Source organism: Nonlabens tegetincola, assembly GCF_002117085.1.
GTDB lineage: Bacteria > Bacteroidota > Bacteroidia > Flavobacteriales > Flavobacteriaceae > Nonlabens > Nonlabens tegetincola.
Window position 1 is genome coordinate 1,672,146 of record NZ_CP019342.1, and the last position, 20,776, is coordinate 1,692,921.

The 20,776-nt window shown below is 32.6% G+C and carries 19 protein-coding genes; 3 read left to right on the plus strand and 16 right to left on the minus strand.

Annotated elements, in window-relative coordinates; all coding sequences use genetic code 11:
• Position 1: 1 nt before the first annotated feature.
• From BST91_RS07990 to BST91_RS08065, 16 genes are all read right to left on the minus strand, one after another.
• Entirely contained in the window at positions 2-1,108 is a 1,107-nt protein-coding gene (locus tag BST91_RS07990) for a glycosyltransferase (protein ID WP_085775068.1), read from the minus strand.
• Positions 1,109-1,117: 9 nt separating this feature from the next.
• Positions 1,118-2,278, minus strand: a complete 1,161-nt coding sequence (locus BST91_RS07995) for a hypothetical protein (RefSeq protein WP_157546927.1) — start codon at positions 2,276-2,278, stop codon at positions 1,118-1,120.
• 295 nt (positions 2,279-2,573) lie between these two features.
• Entirely contained in the window at positions 2,574-3,623 is a 1,050-nt protein-coding gene (locus tag BST91_RS08000) for a glycosyltransferase family 2 protein (RefSeq protein ID WP_085775070.1), read from the minus strand.
• The gene (locus BST91_RS08005) at positions 3,616-4,410 is read right to left on the minus strand and encodes a glycosyltransferase family 2 protein (RefSeq protein ID WP_085775071.1); all 795 of its coding nucleotides are present in this window, start codon (positions 4,408-4,410) and stop codon (positions 3,616-3,618) included. Before BST91_RS08005 ends, BST91_RS08000 begins: the two co-directional genes overlap by 8 nt.
• On the minus strand, positions 4,407-5,192 hold the full coding sequence (locus tag BST91_RS08010; RefSeq protein ID WP_085775072.1) for a glycosyltransferase: 786 nt from the start codon (positions 5,190-5,192) through the stop codon (positions 4,407-4,409). The genes BST91_RS08005 and BST91_RS08010 overlap by 4 nt, the downstream gene beginning before the upstream one ends.
• Positions 5,179-6,153 carry a glycosyltransferase family 2 protein gene (locus BST91_RS08015; protein WP_085775073.1) on the minus strand — a complete coding sequence of 325 codons (975 nt, stop codon included), beginning with the start codon at positions 6,151-6,153 and terminating at the stop codon, positions 5,179-5,181. The genes BST91_RS08010 and BST91_RS08015 overlap by 14 nt, the downstream gene beginning before the upstream one ends.
• On the minus strand, positions 6,150-7,049 hold the full coding sequence (locus BST91_RS08020) for a glycosyltransferase family 2 protein (RefSeq protein ID WP_085775074.1): 900 nt from the start codon (positions 7,047-7,049) through the stop codon (positions 6,150-6,152). The genes BST91_RS08015 and BST91_RS08020 overlap by 4 nt, the downstream gene beginning before the upstream one ends.
• Positions 7,042-8,052, minus strand: coding sequence for a glycosyltransferase family 2 protein (locus BST91_RS08025; RefSeq protein WP_085775075.1), 1,011 nt, complete (start codon positions 8,050-8,052; stop codon positions 7,042-7,044). The genes BST91_RS08020 and BST91_RS08025 overlap by 8 nt, the downstream gene beginning before the upstream one ends.
• Positions 8,045-8,890, minus strand: coding sequence for an FkbM family methyltransferase (locus tag BST91_RS08030; protein WP_085775076.1), 846 nt, complete (start codon positions 8,888-8,890; stop codon positions 8,045-8,047). Before BST91_RS08030 ends, BST91_RS08025 begins: the two co-directional genes overlap by 8 nt.
• A complete protein-coding gene (locus BST91_RS08035; protein WP_085775077.1) occupies positions 8,887-10,032 on the minus strand; it encodes a glycosyltransferase family 4 protein in 1,146 nt (381 codons plus the stop codon). The genes BST91_RS08030 and BST91_RS08035 overlap by 4 nt, the downstream gene beginning before the upstream one ends.
• Positions 10,033-10,038: 6 nt before the next feature.
• Entirely contained in the window at positions 10,039-10,908 is an 870-nt protein-coding gene (locus BST91_RS08040) for an FkbM family methyltransferase (protein WP_085775078.1), read from the minus strand.
• A gap of 9 nt (positions 10,909-10,917) precedes the next feature.
• The gene (locus BST91_RS08045; RefSeq protein ID WP_085775079.1) at positions 10,918-12,180 is read right to left on the minus strand and encodes an ABC transporter ATP-binding protein; all 1,263 of its coding nucleotides are present in this window, start codon (positions 12,178-12,180) and stop codon (positions 10,918-10,920) included.
• Complete coding sequence (locus BST91_RS08050; protein WP_085775080.1) at positions 12,173-12,991, minus strand: polysaccharide pyruvyl transferase family protein; 819 nt, start codon at positions 12,989-12,991, stop codon at positions 12,173-12,175. The genes BST91_RS08045 and BST91_RS08050 overlap by 8 nt, the downstream gene beginning before the upstream one ends.
• Entirely contained in the window at positions 12,991-13,845 is an 855-nt protein-coding gene (locus BST91_RS08055; protein WP_042277753.1) for an ABC transporter permease, read from the minus strand. Before BST91_RS08055 ends, BST91_RS08050 begins: the two co-directional genes overlap by 1 nt.
• 12 nt (positions 13,846-13,857) lie before the next feature.
• Entirely contained in the window at positions 13,858-16,320 is a 2,463-nt protein-coding gene (locus BST91_RS08060; protein ID WP_085775081.1) for a polysaccharide biosynthesis tyrosine autokinase, read from the minus strand.
• 1 nt (position 16,321) lies between these two features.
• Entirely contained in the window at positions 16,322-17,149 is an 828-nt protein-coding gene (locus BST91_RS08065; RefSeq protein ID WP_085775082.1) for a polysaccharide biosynthesis/export family protein, read from the minus strand.
• 230 nt (positions 17,150-17,379) lie between these two features.
• Here BST91_RS08065 and BST91_RS08070 point away from each other — a divergent pair, with 230 nt between their 5' ends.
• From BST91_RS08070 to BST91_RS08080, 3 genes are all read left to right on the plus strand, one after another.
• Positions 17,380-19,266, plus strand: a complete 1,887-nt coding sequence (locus BST91_RS08070) for an ABC-F family ATP-binding cassette domain-containing protein (protein WP_085775083.1) — start codon at positions 17,380-17,382, stop codon at positions 19,264-19,266.
• A gap of 97 nt (positions 19,267-19,363) precedes the next feature.
• Positions 19,364-20,035 carry an O-methyltransferase gene (locus tag BST91_RS08075; RefSeq protein WP_211280391.1) on the plus strand — a complete coding sequence of 224 codons (672 nt, stop codon included), beginning with the start codon at positions 19,364-19,366 and terminating at the stop codon, positions 20,033-20,035.
• A 48-nt stretch (positions 20,036-20,083) separates the two neighbouring features.
• The gene (locus tag BST91_RS08080) at positions 20,084-20,776 is read left to right on the plus strand and encodes an ABC transporter ATP-binding protein (RefSeq protein ID WP_042277744.1); all 693 of its coding nucleotides are present in this window, start codon (positions 20,084-20,086) and stop codon (positions 20,774-20,776) included.

The following is a 20,776-nucleotide window of genomic DNA, read 5'->3' on the forward strand; positions in this document are numbered from 1 at the left end:
TTTAAGGCAAGATAGCACTATAAGCTGATTGCACTTGTTCTTTAATCATTTCTCTCTCTAAATTAGGCACAACATATGTGTTATTATAGGAAATGGCTTGTTGTCTTAACCTAGGGTTCTTTAGAGCTTTTATAATAATTCCTTTAATATGTTCTACATTTTCGCAATAATGAATTAATAGTCCATTCTTTTCGTTCTCGATCCATTCTGCTGTTGCGCCACCAGGATTGGATTGTATAGGAAAAGCTCCACAAATTATAGCCTCGAGCATGGTATTAGGTATGCCATCAGAATTACTATTACCTATGTAAATTGCTGTCTTTTGCATAAGCTTCAAAAGCTCTTCATGAGGGATAGCAGAATGTATTTCGATATTAGGGATTATACTATCTTCAAAGGCTTTAATTTCACGATTGATGGCATTAAAGACTATTACTTTCCATGCAGATAATTGATCATTTATTTGCTCTAGAGCTTGCAAAACTTGTTTACTACGACCCGACCTGTTATGATTCCCTTTTACTAGAATAATATTGCGATCCTTGTTTTCTTGCCTGTTTCTTTGTAATTTTTTTACCGGAAAACCACCACCACCAGGAAATGTTCCTAGGTGTTTACCATAAAAACCATATTTTCTAGCTAGCGCATGATCTCGGTTACAATCGGTAAAAAGATAATTCACACGTGGTAATACCGCTTTGATGTCTTTCAAATAAGCAGCATCATTTTGAAAATAAAACAAATCACTACCCCATGTGGATAGCAACCAAGGAATATCATTTTGTAACATTACTGAAAGTATAGGTGCAGCAGCAACGTATAATGCAAAACTGTGAACTATATCAGGTTGTATTTGTTGTAACGCTTTCCTAAAGGTCGGTTCCACATGTCGTTCATTTAATTGATGGAGTACTGGGACTTTTTTTATCCAACCTCTTCCCCTTTTGATCCGGTAACGCCAGTTTGTGTTTTGCGTTACAAAATCCAATTGTGGATCAATAGCGCCACTGCGTATATTAAACCAATGCACCTCATGACCACTATCTCGCAACTGATTTGTCCATCGCGTGAAGTGAAGTGAATTCATAGAAACAAGGAGAATTTTCATAATAATAGATTACGTAAAAATCTCTAATGGATTTCTAACTTTTCCTAATCTTAGATTAGCATCAACATTCATATCATTTAAAAAATTATCCAGACGTGAGGAAAACTCAGGATCTGTTTTTGAAATAAACACGGTCTTTGGGTTGTTAAGATAAGCATTAAAAATAGTCTTTCCCGCTTCATCAATGATAACGTTAGGAATCCCTAATTGAGAAGCCTCTATCAAAACGCCTGAAAAATTGGTAATATGAACTCGAGCATTTAATAACGTGTCTACTAAAGGCGACTGTTGTGCAGTTTCAATATCAAAGTTTGAATTTTCAATGTTATTTGAATTTAGGAAATTCCTTAATTCTAATTCACCCCATACCGTTCTAGGATGGAGCCTTAAAACCCAGTGATATGGTGAAGATTTTATCTCTTTAATTAGATTTTCATTAAAAAAATAAGTGACGTTTTCATTATTTAAGACTTGTAGACTATAACAAATTGTATTTGGTGAATAGTTTTTATTCCCTAGGGTATGTTGCAACCATGTGTTTCCGGCTGGCTGTGCAACTTTTTTATCGTTCCACAAATTAATATCATTTGCTGAAATTTCATCCCAGCACCAGTAGTTATCTGGCATTGTATTAAAACCAGCGGCAGGAACCTTACTCCAATAGCTGTATGCTAGATGAGTGTTCGATTGAGGACCGTGTTGAAAATCTATGGAAGTTACGCCTAACTGTTTTGCAGCATAAATTGCAGCCGCTGTATTTTCAAATCCATAATAACTCGACATTATGAGCTGACGAGGTTTAGCTTTTCTTAAAACAGAATTAAAAAATTGAGATTTAAACCTCACCTTTCTAGCCCAGTTGATCCAGTATGTTTTATCAATAGTAAACCCTTTTTGATACCACTCCTGACTTTTTAAATAAGTCTCAAAATTTTCAAAATCAGGCAAGTGTAACTCTACTTCATTCTGAGAATTCTCAATTATAGTTTTTAAAAATTTATTTTTCCAGTAATAGGCTTTTAAAAGTAAACTTAGAGAAACGCTTGATTTATTATAAGGATTCTTTAATTCATCTAATTCAAAATGAAGTGCCTTAATGTCAGGAAAATCCTCAAGTATAGGATCAAAAAATCGTTGATATCGTGCGCCTTTAAACTGAACTCTATGCATACTTAAGCCCATAAACAGAATGTCTTTCTGGGTTAAGGTCGCTTTGAAGTATAGATAATTTATCAGGTCAGATAGCTTTACATAAATCAACCAAATGAAAGAAGGCTTCTTGAAAGTTTTTGGATGAGGACTTTCTAAGCTATTGCTTTTAGCGCTCAACAAATCAAAATACAATTGGAACCGAATATTAGGCCAAATATGAATCCCATGAACAATCCACTCATCAACTGGAAACATTTTTTCTATCTCTAAAACGATATTTTTAATTTGGTTGTGCGAGTATTTCATCTCAATCCTAAAAGGCTATGGTAAGACGTAAGGTTTGCGCATCATGATTTACCATAAATGCATAGGCTTTATCCCTAGCTTGCATGATAATATATTCTATCCAAAAATTCTGTAGCTCTTGGAAGCTTAGATAGACATCCTTTTCCGATTTTACTAGGCTTTTTAATTTTTGTGAAGTGGTAACATTCTTAGGTTGAATTGAAAGTTCCACGATTCCCGATAAAGACGGTAATTGCGCTTGAACAGCTCTAGAGGACTTGTAAGCATTATCGATAGAAATTTGAATAGGATTTGATGACGGTATTTCAGGAATTATACCCAGAGAAAACTGTGTATTGGCTTTTATGACACTATGTTTTTTGTTCATATCGCAGTATTCATGATTTATACGTTCTAATTGATCATGAAAGGCCATAGTTCCTATGGCACCACGATATGCCTTATCGTGCCATTGATGTTTAAATAGAATTTCACTTTCGTGAAAGCGAACTTCTACTCCAGCATTCCTGCATCTTATATGTACATCTGTATCCTCCGCACCCCAACCGTGATAAAATTCGTCAAATCCATTGATTTCAATTAAAACCTTTTTTGGGAAAACGCTTATTCCCGTAGCCTCTTTATTACTTATAAATTTAGATTTTGCGCTCTCAAAAGAACTAAAACTAATCGTTGTTTCTTCATCAAGAAAACCTACTTGATAATAACATACTCGATCGTCTAGGTGATTTAAAATTGTTTGTAATGCTTGTGGATGCCAGATCATATCCATGTCACAGACCATAAGATGTGATGAGGAAGATTTCTTTAATACGTAATTAATGCATCTAGACTTATTCCAGAGTTGACCTTGAGTACCCAATAATTCTAGGTGAATTTTAGGATAGTTCTTTATCAAATCAGACAATGACTTTTGATATGCTTTAGCACTACCATAATCTATTAAAAACACACTTATTTGATCATTTAATTGATGGTGTAAACTATTGATAGATCGCTCTATAATATCAAGATTACGAGAGCGGTTAGGAATAACTATGGTTAGTGTATTACTCATCTTTATGATATTGCTTAATCATTCGTTTCATTGTTAAACTTAATCGTAGTCGTTTAAATGAAGTGACAAAGTTTATCAGATAATGCTCAATAGCATCTACAGTATTTGCTTTAATAAAAATAAGTATAGCTTTTAATGCACTAGGTGGATCCTTTCTATTTAATATATGAGCAGCGGTTGTTTCATTAAACCATCTTGTGAGATTATTTCCTCTATTTCTTTGTACATGATAAAAGAAAGTGTGACGTATCTGCTGAACAGAGAGAAGGTTATCTGTAATTTCCTCAGACCATTTCTTATCCTCACTAAACATTAGTTTTTCATCAAAAGGAAATTGTTCCCACGCAGATTTTCTAATCATGGCACAGGCATTCATGGTTCCAAATTTAACAGGTTCCTTTACAACTCCATTATTATGGATAAACCGTTCATAATCGGCAAATGAATTAATATATCTCAAGGCAGCGATAGATTGATTATGTTCTAATAATGAGATACTATCCTTAAAGAAACGATCACCTAAAGGATAGGCATGAGAACTCAATAGGAGAACGTACGGATTTCTAGCCTGTTTCATACCTAGATTTATAGCTTTACCATAAGTGAAATCTTTAATGGTAGTTACCTGTGCGTTATATGAATTTGCAATTTTAATGCTATTGTCAGTTGATTCATTATCTACCACAATCACTTGATCAATATCTTCATCATAAAATTGATGCAATAATTTCAGCAATTTTTCTAGAGAAACTGCTTCGTTTTTATTTCTAATGACTACAGAAATCATGAGTTAAAGATACTCTTTAGGAATGTTTTTAAATACTTAGACCAGTATTTAATAGAATAATGGCTTCCTTTAGGATTACGAATCATTCGTTTAAATGAGGCAACAAAAGAACTGCGTCTGAGAAGCTCAAATTCATCAAATTCCACCCATGAATTATTCCATAAATGGATTCCTATAGTTTTTGCAGTAGCAAAAGAAATAAAGTTTGGGTTTAAAGACCTATTCTTATTATAGGGATATGGATAAAAAACTTCAGGTGGATAAATCGTAACTTCTGAATTTGAAATATATGTGCCTAAGGCAAATTCATCAAATCCGTAAAGCCTAGCAACCGCTCTAGATGTCACACGTGGGATAGCTAATTTAAATTTATAGTCTTCAAATGGTTCTTGATAATATTTGAGACACTCTTTAATAAGTTGGTGATTAGGATAGCTTGCCATAAATGCACAATTAATTAAATTCTCGGCCTCAAAACCTAGTATACATTTATGTTTTAAAATCTTATCAAATGATGAAATCAAATACATATCTGTATCCATATAAATTCCTCCTTGCTCATAGAGTACCTTGAACCTTATATAATCAGCGAGAAATGCCCATTTCTTTTTGTTGTATGCGTTTTGTGCGAACTCAATGTCTAACTCTATATTTGATAAGTTCCATTCTTTGATCTCGTAATCAGGACAATGATTTTTCCATGTATCAATGCATCTTTTCATAAGAGGAGAAAGAGGGCGATCTCCAAACCAGCAATAGTGTATAACCTTAGGTATATTCATTAATAACTAGTTTTAGATAACTCGAAAGTTTAGTACTTGCAGTTCCTGTTATCTCACTAAAATAGAACACAAGAATAATTCTCCATTTAAGATACGGATAGTTTTCTCCGATAATTTTCAAAAATTTGCTCTTAAGTAAATTTCTATGATTTTGATCTTTATATCTTTGACACCTAAACCACAATGCAACACAACGACTGTAGAACAATCTTATTAGTTCAGAGTCTTTTAATTCTATTGCTCTTTTTAAATTATCTATATAAATTTTAATAGTAGATGGAGTGAAGTTCGGTCTATAACTCAGATGATTTGAGTTCGTTTTGGTTTTTGAATGCTGACGGTATAAGAACAGCCCTTCTGAACTAAATTTCGATTTTAACCTATCAAGATTATATAAAGCTCGACAGAAAAACTCTGTTTCTTGACCTCTTAAGATATTTTCATTAAATACTAAGTTCTTTTCTAGTAAAAAAGATTTCTTGAACAAAACTGAAGGTGTTAACAATTTTAAATTCCATATAGCATAATCCTTATATAAGTTATTACTATCAAAAACCTCAATGAGACGACGATTGTTTAACTCCTGATTAGTATAAAAACCAGTGCAATATGATAAACAGGTGTTTTGATCAATACCGACAATGCGATTCAATAAATAGTCTTTGAGCATTATATCATCATCATCAAACCACTGCACCCATTCTCCTTTGCTTTTTGACAAACCATAGTTTCTTGCACCATTACCGCCTTTTTTATGATTTTCGGGCCTCTTGTAATAAGAGAATCTATTGTCCGTTTTTGCAAATGAGGAAACTAAAATTTCAGTATCATTATTTTTACCATCGTCTACAACAATGCATTCCCAATTTTCATAAGACTGATCCCTAAGTGAATTCAATAATTGCCTCAAATAATGAGGCCTTTTGTATGTTGGAATAATAACAGAGATAAGAGGATTCATTGTTTATTGATATTATTATACAATCCAAACGCTCTTGCAAATGGTATGGAAAGATCAATGAATAAATTTTGCCTATAATAATTTGAATCTGTTCTCAGTTTTTTAAATACTTCAGGTATCTTTTTTCTCAACGCTCGATAAATAGTAATTATCGTATGCGACAAATCATATTTAATATAAGAAATATCTGTAGTGTATTTATGCGATTGGTAGGTTCTTTTCACATGCCAAGTCCATTTTAATTTATAAGTAGCCACGACGTGATCCATTTTTAAAAAAGGATCATACCCCAATTTATAACCTTTACTAAGAAGTCTGTTTTGAAGTTCATTTTCTTCACCATAACCCATTTTTAAACCATTCATACCGTAATTAGGATTAAAACCTTCTAAGGAATTCAATACGTTTTTTTTTATTACAAAAATGCCGCCTGATAATTCACTTCTCTGTATTAGTCCTACGTCTTTCCGTAATGGTGGTTTTGATCCAAATTTATTTGACAGCCATTTAGGTTTTTTAATTTCATAATAGGCGTAATAAGTGCCACCATAGCAATCAAAATCAAAGTTTTGCACCCCATATAACAATCTAGCAACATAATCTGAATGAGGTATACCATCATCATCAAGATATGCTATCCATAAGGATTTGCTACTTTTAAACGCTGTATTCCTTGCCTTAGATAAACCTTGAATAGGTTCGTGTACATATTTCAAAAACGAATATCGTTCCTTAAAAAAACTTACGAGTTTTAAGGTGATATCTGTTGAGTTATTATCAACTACCAAAACTTCAACTCGCTCGTCATTAACTTGTGGCAATAAGGATTGTAAACACTTTTTTAAGTAACTACAACGATTATAAGTGCAAATTGCTATTGTGATTAATTTACTCATTAGAAAAATAAGATTTAACCAGCTTAAGGATATCCTTATTATTCTTAATTACTGCATTAGGTCTAAATATAATTAAGTAAAATAATAAAGTAAATTCTACTTTTCCCTTAAACAATATTATCTCTCTAATTCGTTTTTTTATATTCAGTTTTTGTTGATGAGAGTCAATTTTTATTTTCAGACAAAAGATTTCTATATCTCTAAAGAAAGAATGTATGTTTTTTATGTCATTAACATTAATTTTTCTACTCCATATTTCACTATATGAGTGAAGTAAAACAAGAAATTCAATTGTATGTGCATTCAAATGAAGATTTAATTCACTAAAGCATCTGGATAAATTATTTGAAAACAGATTATAACGAGCTTGATTTTTTTTAATACTAGTTGTAAGGCTATCTTTATGTTTCCTGAAAAAATACAAATCTTTTGATAAGTGGCTTATTTTAAAGCAAATGGAGCTTCTTAGCCAGAAATCATAATCCTCAATCAAAAAAAGATGGTCTTTATATCCATTTAAATGATTGTATACTATTCTTTTATAGACAAAAGAAGCCTGGACTGGATTGCCTAATAGAAAATTATTCAAATTACTGAGCACACGTTTTTCTTGAAGTATCCCATCACCGTTTATAACACTAAAATTAGAATAAACGATATCGCTATTTGATTTGATAATTTCTTCAATCATTTCTTCAAGGAAATTTCTTTTCAGAATGTTATCATGAGATATCCATGTAAGGTATTCTCCTTTCGCCATTTCATGCCCTAAATTTAAACTCTTTGGTAGTTTTAAGTTGGCCTTGTTATTATACAATTTTAGTCTTTGATCCTTCTTAATATATTTTGACAGAATTACAGGTGTATTATCAGTTGAACAATCATTTACAATAATTAGTTCCCAATTTTGATAAGTTTGGTTCAAACAACTATCTATACATTCTGAAATGTATTGCTCACCATTATAAACCGGTAGAATTATTGATATTAAATCCTTATACATTTATTCTGTAAGCATAAATTAAACCTAGTTTATCAGATTGTGAAGATGTATGTAATACAAAACCTGAATCCATTAACTGATTTATAACAATATCTGGAGAATTCACATGCCACTCTAAAACAATTATATTAAAAGAACTAAGCAATTTAGTTTCATATAATCTGTCAATAATTTCATACTCACCACCTTCACAATCTATCTTCAATAATTTGAAATTGGACTTATGTTGTTCAACCAAAGGAAGTAAAACTTGATAAGAATCTTTAATAGTTACCTTAACAGATTTTGTTCCGATTTCTTCGGAATCAATATTACTCGAATGAACTAATCCTACACTACCTTTAAATGACTCATTAAAGCTAAATGTTAATTCTTTATCCTTTTCTCCTAATCCAATATTAAAAGTTGTGCATTTCTCTTTTGCTATCGCGTTCCTATTGATATTATCCCTTCCTAAGTTATATGTATCCAATACTGGTTCAAATGAATAAACTTTATCAATTTTAGAATCAACTGAAAAATAGACGGAAGCTATCCCAATATTCATCCCAATATCATAAACAATAGTTTTTTCTGGTAATTTAAAAGAATAACAATCATCAAAAAAAATCTCATTTAAAATAAAAAATTCTTCTTTCGTAGAAATTATAAAATTAGAATTAGCAACGTTAATTTCATATTGTTTGGGATTTAAACAAGAATAATTAAAATTAAGAAACTTCTTTTCAAGTCTTTGAATAACTTGAATTTTATAAGGAATTTTTACGCTCCTTTTTGAAGCTGACTTAGAAATTTCGAAACCGAAGAATTGGACAATATTTTTTATAAACTTTTTCAAATGCCAAGATTTAACTGATTCAACTTTTTCGCCAACTTCACTTTGAAAGAGTATATTGATGACATTAGAAATAAAATAAAAGGAGTTTGTCTAGGTTTAGTGAACAACTCACTATATAGCATTATTTCTTTTTTATCTACTGCTTCAAAACTATATTTTCTCTTATGTATAGACCTTAACTCTAAGGCGTCTTCCCGGCATTCTATTCTGGAGAGTGATAAAGCCTCATTTAATGCAACTCCAATTGCTCTTGGAGATTCATAGTCTTTCACCAAAAAAACGTTTTTATATTTATTTGGCAAAATATCGTTCATTGGTTTTTTGTCACTTGTAACGATTTTTGCACATGCTGCCGCGGCCTCTATGAATACAACGCCAAAACCTTCATTTCTACTTGGAACGCAAAAAACGTCGCATTCATTATATAATTTGTTCAGCTTATTATTTGGAATGCTTTGAATAAATTGAACTTTTCCGATTAAGTTTAGTTCTTTAACTATATCCATATAAACTTCATCGTCACCTACTCCTACTGCCTTTAACAAGACGTTTTCTGGTAAATATTGTAATGCACGTATGACATTATCTAAATTTTTTTGCTTGGTTTTTTTACCAATATGTAAAATTGTTTTATGATTATGCCTAGTGGAATTATCCAGATGGTTTTGATTCTTTAATGGTTTAAAGGTATCATAATCAATTCTGTTACCAATAACATTAATTTTACTAGGGTTGACTCCTTTATTGATAAGGATATTTTTTAACAAATCGCTTACAGCAAATATATGATCTGCATATCTTATACTGCTATGAATGAAACTATCTCTATCATCATGAATACTAACTATTACAGGATACTTTCTTAACCTAGCGAATATTGAAAATGTGCAACTAGTATATGATCCGTATACTCGAACAAAATCAGGATTAATTAATTTTAGTTTTTGCTTAAAATCGACATATTTTGGGGCTGCATAAACTTTATAACCTTGCCAAACAAAATCTTTATTCTCAAAAGGAGAAACTATTACTACTTCTTCAAAGTAATTATCAGGATTGTAAACTCGTCGGACCACTTCTGAAGTACCTTTTAAATCATAAGTATTTAATGGATCTGTAGGAACGATTACAACTCTTTTCATATCAGTTTAATGATTTAAACTTTGTAGTTCGCAAAATAAATCATTTCCAATTTTGGAATAAGAATAACCAATAGAGCTTAAAAAATTATAACAGTCTTTTTTGTCATTATCGTTTAAATGAGAAAATTCAAAATTTAGAAAAACTGGCTTGATTAAATCGAATGGGAACATTTTCAACAACTCAAAATCATAACCTTCGGCATCAATCTGTAATAAATCAATATGATTCATGTCATTATTCTTGATAACATCATGAAAGCTATAAGTTGTAACCTTAACCTTTGCAATATATTCATCTTTTTTTTCGGGAGTTCGAATATTTTGAAGTCTAGCATGTTTATCTATATATCCAGAGTCAATGAGTTTTTTCATTGATTCCTCTCCAAAACTAGCTAAACCTGTAGCCCATCTGTCCTTGCTGAAAGAAATTATATACATGTCTTTTTCTCCAGTTTGATTGTCTATCGCTGCGTTAATTAACTTTATGCCTTTTATTTTAGAATATGTTTTCGTTAGGTAATTTACATAAACTTGTTGTTGAGGCTCGATTAAAACTCCCGACCAATTATCTCTTATAATAAATTTATGAATAGGATCATTATCGAAACCGTCATTTGCTCCTACCTGTAAAACAACAAACTCGTTCGATTTTAATGAATAATTCGACAAAATATCCTCTCTAGTAGCTGCTTCTGGACGAATTGATAATTTGTAATAAACCTTTAACAACCAAGAAAAGTTTTGACAAAGCCATAAATAGCACTGCTTTTTTCTTTTATTCTTTTTGTATAAGTAACGCTTATATGTATTGCTATTGACAATTGTATTATATGATAAATCTCTTTTGGTTATAACTTTAACAATAGATGAAAGCATAAGATTATTTTATTGATTGGAAATAATACTCCAATCAGATTTAATTATTAAATCACCTTGATTTTTTAAAACATCTATACCATTATTGAAAAAATCATTATTGATTATTTTTATCATCCTTACATTCTCTAAAACCTCAATATTTTGTCTAGGCATATTAGTTCCAACAGCAAATAAGATTCGATAAACACCTTGATTTAAAGGTAAATTATTAACCTTACACGATAAAGTATTATTTGGTTTTATTTCTCCGTTGAAATTGACATCATGATGCGTACCTAACGATAATACTCTTCTATCATTGTCTTCTAAGCCTATAAAACAATAATCTATTTTTTGTGTGATCTGAAAGTCTTTGAATTCAACGTGAATTTGGAAACTATCTCCTATACATATTTGCTCTACTTCCTTATTATCCTTGATAAAAGAAATACTTTTTATAAAATCACTTTTGTCATTGATATTTGTATTGCTCTCGTTGTTTGATTCTAAATACCTTTCAATTCCTGTATTCGTATCACCATCAAAAACAACTCCTCCATTTTCTAATACAACTACTCTAGAGCATAAGCTTCGAATAGAAGTCATGTTATGACTCACAAAAAGTACCGTACGACCACCTTGAGAACTTACATCTTGCATCTTACCTATCGCCTTTTTTTGAAACTCTGCATCACCTACCGCTAGCACCTCATCTACTACTAAAATATCTGGCTCTAAAAAGGCTGCTACGGCAAATCCTAAACGCACTCGCATACCACTACTATAGCGTTTTACTGGTGTATCTATATACATTTCACAACCAGAAAATTCTACTATTTCATCAATCTTGCCAGCAATTTCGGCTTTAGTCATTCCTAAAATGGCACCATTTAAAAAGATATTTTCTCTACCTGTAAGTTCTGGATGCATTCCTGTTCCTACTTCTAGTAAACTAGCTATTCGACCTTTTGTCTTAATACTACCAGTAGTAGGTGCAGTAACCCGTGACAAAATTTTAAGTAAGGTTGATTTACCAGCCCCATTTTTACCAATGATTCCTAAAACTTCACCACGTTTTACTTCAAAATTTATATCCTGTAATGCCCAAACATAATCACTCGAAGCCTTTTTACTGCGGTCATTAACCGCACCGACTTTTAAATAAGGATTCTCTTTACCTCGTATTTTATGCCAAAACCTATTTAAATCATGACTTAAAGTACCCGTTCCTACTAATCCAAGTCTATATTGCTTGCTTAGATTTTCTACTTTTAAAATAACATCATCCATTCTTTAAGGGTTTAAAAGGACATGTATCCATTAGGCCCATACATAATTTTGTTATTAGTTCTTTATTCGGCAAATGGAAACCTACGGTTTGATGAATTAATCTATCTAATTTTTGCTTTGTATCGATAAACGGTGTAACCATAGATTCTAATTGAACACTTTCAAAATAATCCAAATATTTAATACCATCTCCATGTATATTCTTAGAAAATTCAACATGCATGGATGGTATACCATAGCTATGGGGCACAATTAACCCATGTAATGAAGATGAAATGATACGCTCACAACTAACGATTTCATTGGTTGTACTTTCAACATCATTGGTATTTAGATTAATAACCTTAATTTCTTCAATGTTCTTATACCATTCTTTTATTTTTTGATAATCATTTATATGAGGAATTATTCCCACAGCAGCTGTTTTTACCTTTTTTGATTTATAATAATGAGATAGGAGTAAGGCTGGATCTCCATAAATAGTTGGACAATCTATGTGACTTTCTAAGATACGCTTGCGCGAGAGCGGACCTCTTACTGCCAAAAAAGTAGCTTTTGGCACCTTGGAGTCCTGATGTATAATCCCACTACCCCAAACTATGGCCTTTTCATCTAAATGGCTTATAATACTACCACAAGTAGCGTAATATGATTTGTGCCGTCTCCACCATGGTTTATCTTTTTTACGATAAAAAAGAGGTTTTTCACCAGTGATTTTCCCAAACAAATAAGCACCTATGAGGTCACCATAATTCTCATAAGGCTTTTTTTGAATAAAACATTCACTCCACCAGTACAGTCTTTGATTCATTATACAGTATCAATAAAAGTTTTTTCTGTACGATTAAATATCACTAGACCTATAAAAAGGGTAGCGATGCTTATAACAACCGCAATTAATAGTTGCCACAAACTATCTTGCCCTACATTGAGTAACATATTACGGTAAAGCTCAATAAGTTGGGCTAGTGGATTGTAGGTTACTAACCAAGCATACTCTCCTAGTTGTTCACTGGCAAACTGTAAAGAATACATAACAGCACTGATATACATTAATAATTGAATACCAAAATCTATTAAAATACTTAAATCTCTATATTTGGTAGTCAAGCTACTTAAAATCATGCCTACTCCAAGACCCAGGATGGCAACACTAAAAACTGGAATTGGTAATAAATACCAATAAGGTCCCAACTGTAAATCTTCTCCATTCCATAAAAAGAATAAGTAAAACACAAAAAAGATACCTAGCTGAATTATGTATTTAAGCAATCCAGATATAACTTTACTAGCAGGAGCAATAACTCTAGGAAAATATACTTTGCCAAACAAACTACTATTGGTTAGGAAGGTCTTGCTTGTAGTAGATAATGATTCTTTAAAATAACTCCATAGTGTAATACCCGATAAATTAAACAAAAAGCTGGGCACACCATAAGTATTTATTCCTCCTAGTTTATTAAATACCAACGTAAAAATGACTCCTGTGAACAATGGCTGTATTAAAAACCAAAGTGGTCCTAAAACTGTTTGTTTATATACCGTAACAATATCCCGTTTAACAAAAAGAATCAATAAATCACGGTACCGCCATATCTCTTTTAAATTTAGATCAATAAATTTTCCTTTAGGCTTTATTTCGTATAACCAATTGTCAGATTTCACTGTTGCTCTTTTTTATTTACGCTTTCGCAAAAGCGTATAATCCAGTATTTTTTTATACCATGGTTTTTTGATTTTGTTTATGTGATATCCATTACCATAAGCTCCATATCCGTAACCATATCCATATCCGTAACCATATCCATAACCGTACTTACCTCGATCATCGTAGTAGTTAAAAACAAAACTCACATTTTCTATTTCATTTTTGGAGTACTTATCGTTTATAACTTCTATCATACCCTTTTTTGTATATCCTTGACGTACCATATACAAAGAAGCATCAGCATGTTTAGCGATCTCAAGAGCATCGGCTACCAGACCTAATGGAGGTGTATCCAATATTATATAATCATAAGATTTTTTAAGTTCTTCAATCATATTGCCTGCGCGCTCACTCAAAATAAGCTCACTTGGGTTAGGTGGTACAGGACCCGATAGTATTAAATCTAGATTATCAACTCGAGTATTATGAATTACTTGTTCCAAGCTAGCGTCATTAACCAAGTAATTAGAGACACCTAATGTATTCTCTATTCCGAAATCATCAAAAATTTTGGGCTTTCTTAAATCTAGACCAATAAGCAGGGTACGCTTACCACTCATAGCATAAACCGTAGCAAGATTTATACTCATAAAAGTTTTTCCTTCACCACTTACACTACTTGTTACCATGATTGTCCGACATCCATGAGAAGCTTCTCCTTTGTACATAAAATGTAGACTAGATCGTATTCCTCTAAAGGCTTCTGCAATGGTGGATTTAGGCTGATCATTGACAACAAGATTACTTGGGTGATTCATTTTACCGATAACCCCAATTAACGGCACACTCGACATGCGTTCCAAATCCTTAGGCACATGTAAGTAATTATCAAGTACAGTAAGAAAAAAAGCTAACCCAACGGGTAATGCTACTGCCATGAGCAAGGCAATTAGGTAATTGATATTACCGTCACGTCTGGATCCACCACCACCTGTGTCTCTTGCTTTGTCTATAACAAATACATCACTTACATTGGCTGCTTTTACCAGTTCTGCTTCTGCTTTTTTTGCTTTAAAAATATTGAAAGCATCTTGCTCAATTTCTAATTGTCTTTGTTTGCGTAAAAATGCTTGCTGTTCTTTAGGCAATTTTTTAATTTCTGATTCAATTCGATTGATTTTTGAATATAAATCATTCAAATCTCTATTTAACAAAGACTTGGAGCTTCTGATGTTTTCAAAAATCACTTCTTTCACCGTATTTATATCCCTATCAATTTGCTGAAAAACCGGTGCGTCCGTACGCATTGAAAATTCTCTTTTTTTCCGTTCTTCTGACAAACTAACCAATCTTGCAACGGCGCCACCAATACTGGATTCTTCAATTCCAACAATTGATGGAGCTTGAATTAATGTATAGTCACTTTTATTTTTTAAGTAATTTTCTAAATTTTCATAGTAATCTAGCTGTCTTTTGATACCTGTTTCTTGCTTTTCATAATCGGTTAATCTTTGGTTAAGATCTGTAGATTGTTCTTGAGCATCTAATAATGTAGTTTTTCCTTTAAAATCTTCTAGCTCGTCCTCAGCCGCTTTAACCGACTTAATTTGGGCAACTAAACTACTATCAATGTATTGTATCGTGGCTGTCGCAAATTTGTTTTTAAGCTCTAATTCTTCTGTTTCAAGTACAATAGAACTTGTATTAATATAATCAATGAGCCTGGCTTTATTAGTTCCAGATAGGGATAATTCAAGAATAGAACTCCCTTCAGGTTTCTGCATAATACGGATATCCTTGTATTTTTTAACAGTTGCCCAATAATTACCAAAATTGAATAACCATTGCCCAGTTTGTATGTCTTCCCTTGTCTTTTCAATAACTACATTAAGAAAAGGTAGTTGAATACTATCACCAAATTTAAATTGCTGTGACCATTCTCCAATAGGCGTTTTTACCTGTTCATGTGCTTTATTGGTATAATCATAGGCCAAAGAAGTTTCTGCTGAAAAAGAAGCGCTTAATTTAAAATTATCCTGATCTAGCACATTAATACGAATGTTCTTCCCGTAGAGTTGTGCTTTAGCGGTATCAGCATAAATAAAGAAAGGTGTCGCTTTATAAGCGTCAACATTATAATACTCGCCTTCTTTGATATAATTGATGTAAAATTGTAATTCATCTACAACACGCTCGGCATGTGTTCTCGATTTGAATTTTGTGATGACAGTGGTCACCTTGTCTGTCGTTCCTCCCCAATTAAAAGTGAGGCTTTGATTACTTGTAAATAATGGATTTGTATTATCTTTTATACTTATTAACGAAGAAGCACTGTAATAGGTTTGAATAAACTGATTTTTATAATAAGCATAGGAAATTCCAATTATTAAACAAAGTAGAAAAAACCACCATAGCCTAATTAACTTGTTTAAAAATTGCCTGATATCAAAAATCCCGGATAAGGCATCTAAATCTTTAGCTTCTTCAGACATATTAGTTGCTTAAACTATTAATTAATAAAACAGTTCCTACAGTGGCCGTAAATACACTCAATATGGTTGTAAAAGTTGAAAGTCCGGTTGTTCCTGTCCCAATTGATTTTTGAGGTAATGGATTTACAACAATCATATCGTTAGGTCTTAAAAAGTAATAAGGTGAATTCACAACATCTAATCTTGTCAAATCTAGTGTATGAGTGCGAACTCCTTCTGGGTATTGTCTTACGATTTTGACATCTGTTAAATCACCCGTAATCGGCACTCCACCACCATCAGCTATAGCCTCTACAATACTTATTTGCTCTCTGAGAATTCGTTTTTGACCAGGATTTGTAACTTCTCCAACCATTGTGTATCGTAACCCATCCAACTTTACCGTTACAAATATTTTAGCCTCCGGTTTGAAGTATTTCTCTGTTAATTCTTTAGTAATGTAATCTTGCAATTCTTCCACCGTCATTCCTATTGCTTTTATTTTACCAAGCTCTGGAACACGTATATCCCCATGGATATCAATTGTATAACCATTGAAATACAATGAACCAGGTTGTTGGGCAATATTACTTTGATTATTGTTTTGGTTATTATTTGAAATAGTAAACGAACTTATAAGTTCTGCATCCACATCTTTATCTGACTTTATTTGAATTGATAAAACATCGTTAATTTGTAGTCGATAAGGGGATTGTACACGCCTAACTTCGATTAAAGAATCATTTTTACTAGTTCCTGATTCCTGAAGATAGGTAATTTTTGAAATAGGCACGCAAGAGGCAGTTGCAATCACTACAAAAACTAGCAATAATAGGCATTTACTGTGCATAGCTGGGATTTAACACTATTTTTACAAATATACTCCTTATTAAAAACTGACAAACCTTTTAACGAAGATACTTCACGCTTTACCTTGATTTAAGTCCTTAGTCTTTCATACTCACTTTTTTAGTTGCTCATTTTTGTTGATATTTTAAACCTTCTTTTTACTGCTCAATAAAAGAGTTATTAAAAAAATGGCAGTGTCATACAGATTATATTTGCAACAAATAAACACCTATGAATTACATCACTGTTGAAAACGTTTCGAGAGCCTATGGAGAACGTGTATTGTTTGAAAACATTTCACTAGGGATTAATCAAGGACAAAAAATAGGGTTTGTTGCCAAAAATGGTCTAGGTAAAACATCATTACTTAACATTATTGCTCGACAAGAACATCCAGATAAAGGTCAAGTAAATTATAGAAATGGCCTTAAAACAGCATTTCTATCACAAGAACCTAATTTATCTGGAGAAATCACTATTGAACAAGCTATATTAGAAAGCGATATTCCTACTATTCGTATTACCAACGAATACGAGAAAGCCCTTCAAAATCCAGAAGATACAGAGAATCTTCAGAAGTGCATGGATGCAATGGATGCCGCAAACGCCTGGGATTTTGAAACCAAATACACGCAGATCTTAGCTAAACTAAAACTCAATGACCTAGATCAAAAGATTAAAAAATTGAGCGGTGGCCAAAAAAAACGAGTTGCAATGGCCATAGCTTTATTATCAGATCCACAACTTCTTATACTTGATGAACCAACTAACCATCTAGACCTTGAAATGATAGAATGGTTAGAAGAGTTTTTTAAACAAGAAGATTACACTCTTTTAATGGTAACTCATGATAGGTATTTTTTAGATAGAGTGTGCAATGAAATTATAGAACTAGATCAAGGGAATTTGTACACATATAAAGGAAACTACGGGTATTATGTTGAAAAAAAACAAGAACGTTTAGATCTAGAACAAACTACTCAAGAAAAAGCTCAGCAGTTATTTAAAAAAGAACTCAATTGGATGCGCAGACAGCCCAAAGCTAGAACCACCAAATCCAAAAGCAGAATTGACGATTTCTACAAGATAAAAGAAGTAGCTCATAAAAGACGTAAGGATCACATTGTAGAGTTAGAGATAAACATGCAGCGATTAGGCACCAAGGTTGTCGAGCTACATAAAATATCAAAATCCTTTGGTGACAAGCGTATTTTTAACGAATTCTCTTACAACTTCAAGCGCGGTGAAAGAGTAGGTATCATTGGAAAAAACGGAACAGGAAAATCCACCTTTTTAAACATGCTTACTGGAAATCTTCCTACTGATTCTGGCAAAGTGGTTATTGGTGAAACTGTAAAAATAGGATACTACACACAGGCTGGTATTAACATCAAACCAGGACAGAAGGTTATTGATGTGATTAAAGAATATGGCGAGTATATTCCCTTGAATAAAGGAAAAATAATAAGTGCCAGTCAACTACTTGAAAGATTCCTGTTTGACAACAAGAAAAAGCACGATTTTGTAGAAAAACTTTCTGGTGGTGAACGTAAAAGATTGTACTTGTGTACCATTCTTATTCAAAACCCTAATTTTCTAATCCTTGATGAACCTACAAATGATCTGGACATACCTACCTTGAATGTTCTAGAAAATTTTCTTATGGACTATCCAGGATGTATTCTTGTTGTTAGCCATGATCGATATTTTATGGATAAAATTGTTGATCACCTGTTTGTTTTCAATCCATCAGGAACGATAACAGATTTCCCTGGTAACTACAGCGACTTCCGCACTTATGTTGGTTCCACAGATATAGAATTAGACAAAGAGAAGAAAGAAAGTGAACCTGCCCTTACAAAAGAGACCTCAACTAGATCAAATACAGAAAATTCAAAAGGACCTAGTCGAGAACAACAAAAACAACTATCTCGATTAGAAAACAAGATCAAGAAATTAGAAGAACAAAAACAACGTTTACAAAACAGTTTCTTGGATCCAGAAATCACTCCAGAATCCATGACTGCAAACTCTATTGAATTGGAAAAAATCAAAGAAGAACTCGAGGAAATAGAGATGGAATGGCTTGAGTTAAGTGAGGAAATCAGTTCGATGTAGTTTAATGGTGTTTCTTAACTACATTCCTCATTTGCTTAAATCCGTTCATTTACACGGGATTCATTCTCCTTTTATTTTCGATTTTCAGCATCAATGTTTGTATGACAAAAAAAGATACCAGGAGTACGATGAGCTTTTACGCTTTCGCGAAAGCGTAAAAAACCACAAACAAATTTTAAAAGTTGAAGACTTCGGTGCAGGAAGCAGGATTTTTAAGAATAATATTAGGAAAACGGATGAAATCTTAAGACACAACTGTAGCACAATAAATAAGACAAAAATTCTTTTTAGAATTGCTCGTTATTTCAAGATTGAAAATGCACTGGAACTAGGTACTTCCTTGGGTCTAGGATCTCACGCCCTTTCCACAGCACAACCTAAAGCCCTAATAGATACAGTAGAAGGATCAAAAGAAGTTTCACAATTTGCGAGTGAACGACTTAAAAATCACCTTAACGTTAAGGTTCATAACAATCAATTTTTAGAATTTCTACACAGCGATCAGTGTAAACCTAAATACGACCTTATCTTCTTAGATGGTCATCATGATGGCACGTCTACCGTAGCTTATTTTAACGAGCTATTAAAATACAGTCATGATCAAACTATTTTTATATTAGATGATATCAATTGGTCAAAAGACATGAATTCCGCTTGGAAAACACTACAAAAACATCCTAGAGTAACAGCAAGTATTGACACTTTCAAATGGGGTTTTATCTGGACAAGACCAGAACAGCGACAGCAATCTTTTCATATATTTTTGTAACAACATTTTCCTATATACGTCCTATATTTAGCAGTAAGAAAAATACATATGAGTGAAAATGTCATTGAGGTAAAAAATATAATACGTGATTTTAAACTAGGTCAAGAAACCGTTCACGTTCTTAAGGGAATAAATTTAGATATCAAAAAAGGTGATTATGTCGCCCTTATGGGACCATCAGGTAGTGGAAAATCTACCTTCATGAATTTGTTAGGTTGTTTAGACACGCCTACATCTGGAGAGTACCTTTTAAATGGCACCGCTGTTTCTAGCCTTAATGACAATCAACTAGCAGACATACGAAATAGTGAGATAGGATTTGTTTTTCAAACCTTTAATCTACTGCCACGTACCACAGCTCTTGACAACGTAGCTCTTCCTATGGTGTATGCAGGAAAATCTAAAAAAGATAGACACGCACGAGCTAGCGAAGTGCTTAAAAGTGTAGGTCTTGAAGATAGAATGGATCACAAACCCAATCAGTTATCCGGTGGACAAAGACAAAGAGTAGCAGTTGCCCGCGCTCTTGTAAATAAACCTTCCATTATTCTAGCTGATGAACCTACAGGTAATCTAGATTCAAAAACCAGTGTTGAAATCATGGCTTTATTTGATGAAATTCATGCTAATGGTAACACAGTTATTCTAGTAACTCATGAGGAAGACATTGCAGAACACGCGCACCGAGTGATACGTTTAAGAGACGGATTAATTGAAAGCGACATTAGAAATCCTAAATAA

What these genes read in the sequence shown, in the direction of transcription:
- BST91_RS08060 (WP_085775081.1), bottom strand. Translation starts at nt 16,320, where the DNA reads ATGTCTGAAGAAGCTAAAGATTTAGATGCCTTATCCGGGATTTTTGAT.
- BST91_RS08065 (WP_085775082.1), bottom strand. Translation starts at nt 17,149, where the DNA reads ATGCACAGTAAATGCCTATTATTGCTAGTTTTTGTAGTGATTGCAACT.
- BST91_RS08020 (WP_085775074.1), bottom strand. Translation starts at nt 7,049, where the DNA reads ATGAGTAAATTAATCACAATAGCAATTTGCACTTATAATCGTTGTAGT.
- BST91_RS08080 (WP_042277744.1), top strand. Translation starts at nt 20,084, where the DNA reads ATGAGTGAAAATGTCATTGAGGTAAAAAATATAATACGTGATTTTAAA.
- BST91_RS08070 (WP_085775083.1), top strand. Translation starts at nt 17,380, where the DNA reads ATGAATTACATCACTGTTGAAAACGTTTCGAGAGCCTATGGAGAACGT.
- BST91_RS08000 (WP_085775070.1), bottom strand. Translation starts at nt 3,623, where the DNA reads ATGAGTAATACACTAACCATAGTTATTCCTAACCGCTCTCGTAATCTT.
- BST91_RS08015 (WP_085775073.1), bottom strand. Translation starts at nt 6,153, where the DNA reads ATGAATCCTCTTATCTCTGTTATTATTCCAACATACAAAAGGCCTCAT.
- BST91_RS08040 (WP_085775078.1), bottom strand. Translation starts at nt 10,908, where the DNA reads ATGCTTTCATCTATTGTTAAAGTTATAACCAAAAGAGATTTATCATAT.
- BST91_RS08025 (WP_085775075.1), bottom strand. Translation starts at nt 8,052, where the DNA reads ATGTATAAGGATTTAATATCAATAATTCTACCGGTTTATAATGGTGAG.
- BST91_RS08010 (WP_085775072.1), bottom strand. Translation starts at nt 5,192, where the DNA reads ATGAATATACCTAAGGTTATACACTATTGCTGGTTTGGAGATCGCCCT.
- BST91_RS08050 (WP_085775080.1), bottom strand. Translation starts at nt 12,991, where the DNA reads ATGAATCAAAGACTGTACTGGTGGAGTGAATGTTTTATTCAAAAAAAG.
- BST91_RS08045 (WP_085775079.1), bottom strand. Translation starts at nt 12,180, where the DNA reads ATGGATGATGTTATTTTAAAAGTAGAAAATCTAAGCAAGCAATATAGA.
- BST91_RS08005 (WP_085775071.1), bottom strand. Translation starts at nt 4,410, where the DNA reads ATGATTTCTGTAGTCATTAGAAATAAAAACGAAGCAGTTTCTCTAGAA.
- BST91_RS07990 (WP_085775068.1), bottom strand. Translation starts at nt 1,108, where the DNA reads ATGAAAATTCTCCTTGTTTCTATGAATTCACTTCACTTCACGCGATGG.
- BST91_RS08035 (WP_085775077.1), bottom strand. Translation starts at nt 10,032, where the DNA reads ATGAAAAGAGTTGTAATCGTTCCTACAGATCCATTAAATACTTATGAT.
- BST91_RS07995 (WP_157546927.1), bottom strand. Translation starts at nt 2,278, where the DNA reads ATGCATAGAGTTCAGTTTAAAGGCGCACGATATCAACGATTTTTTGAT.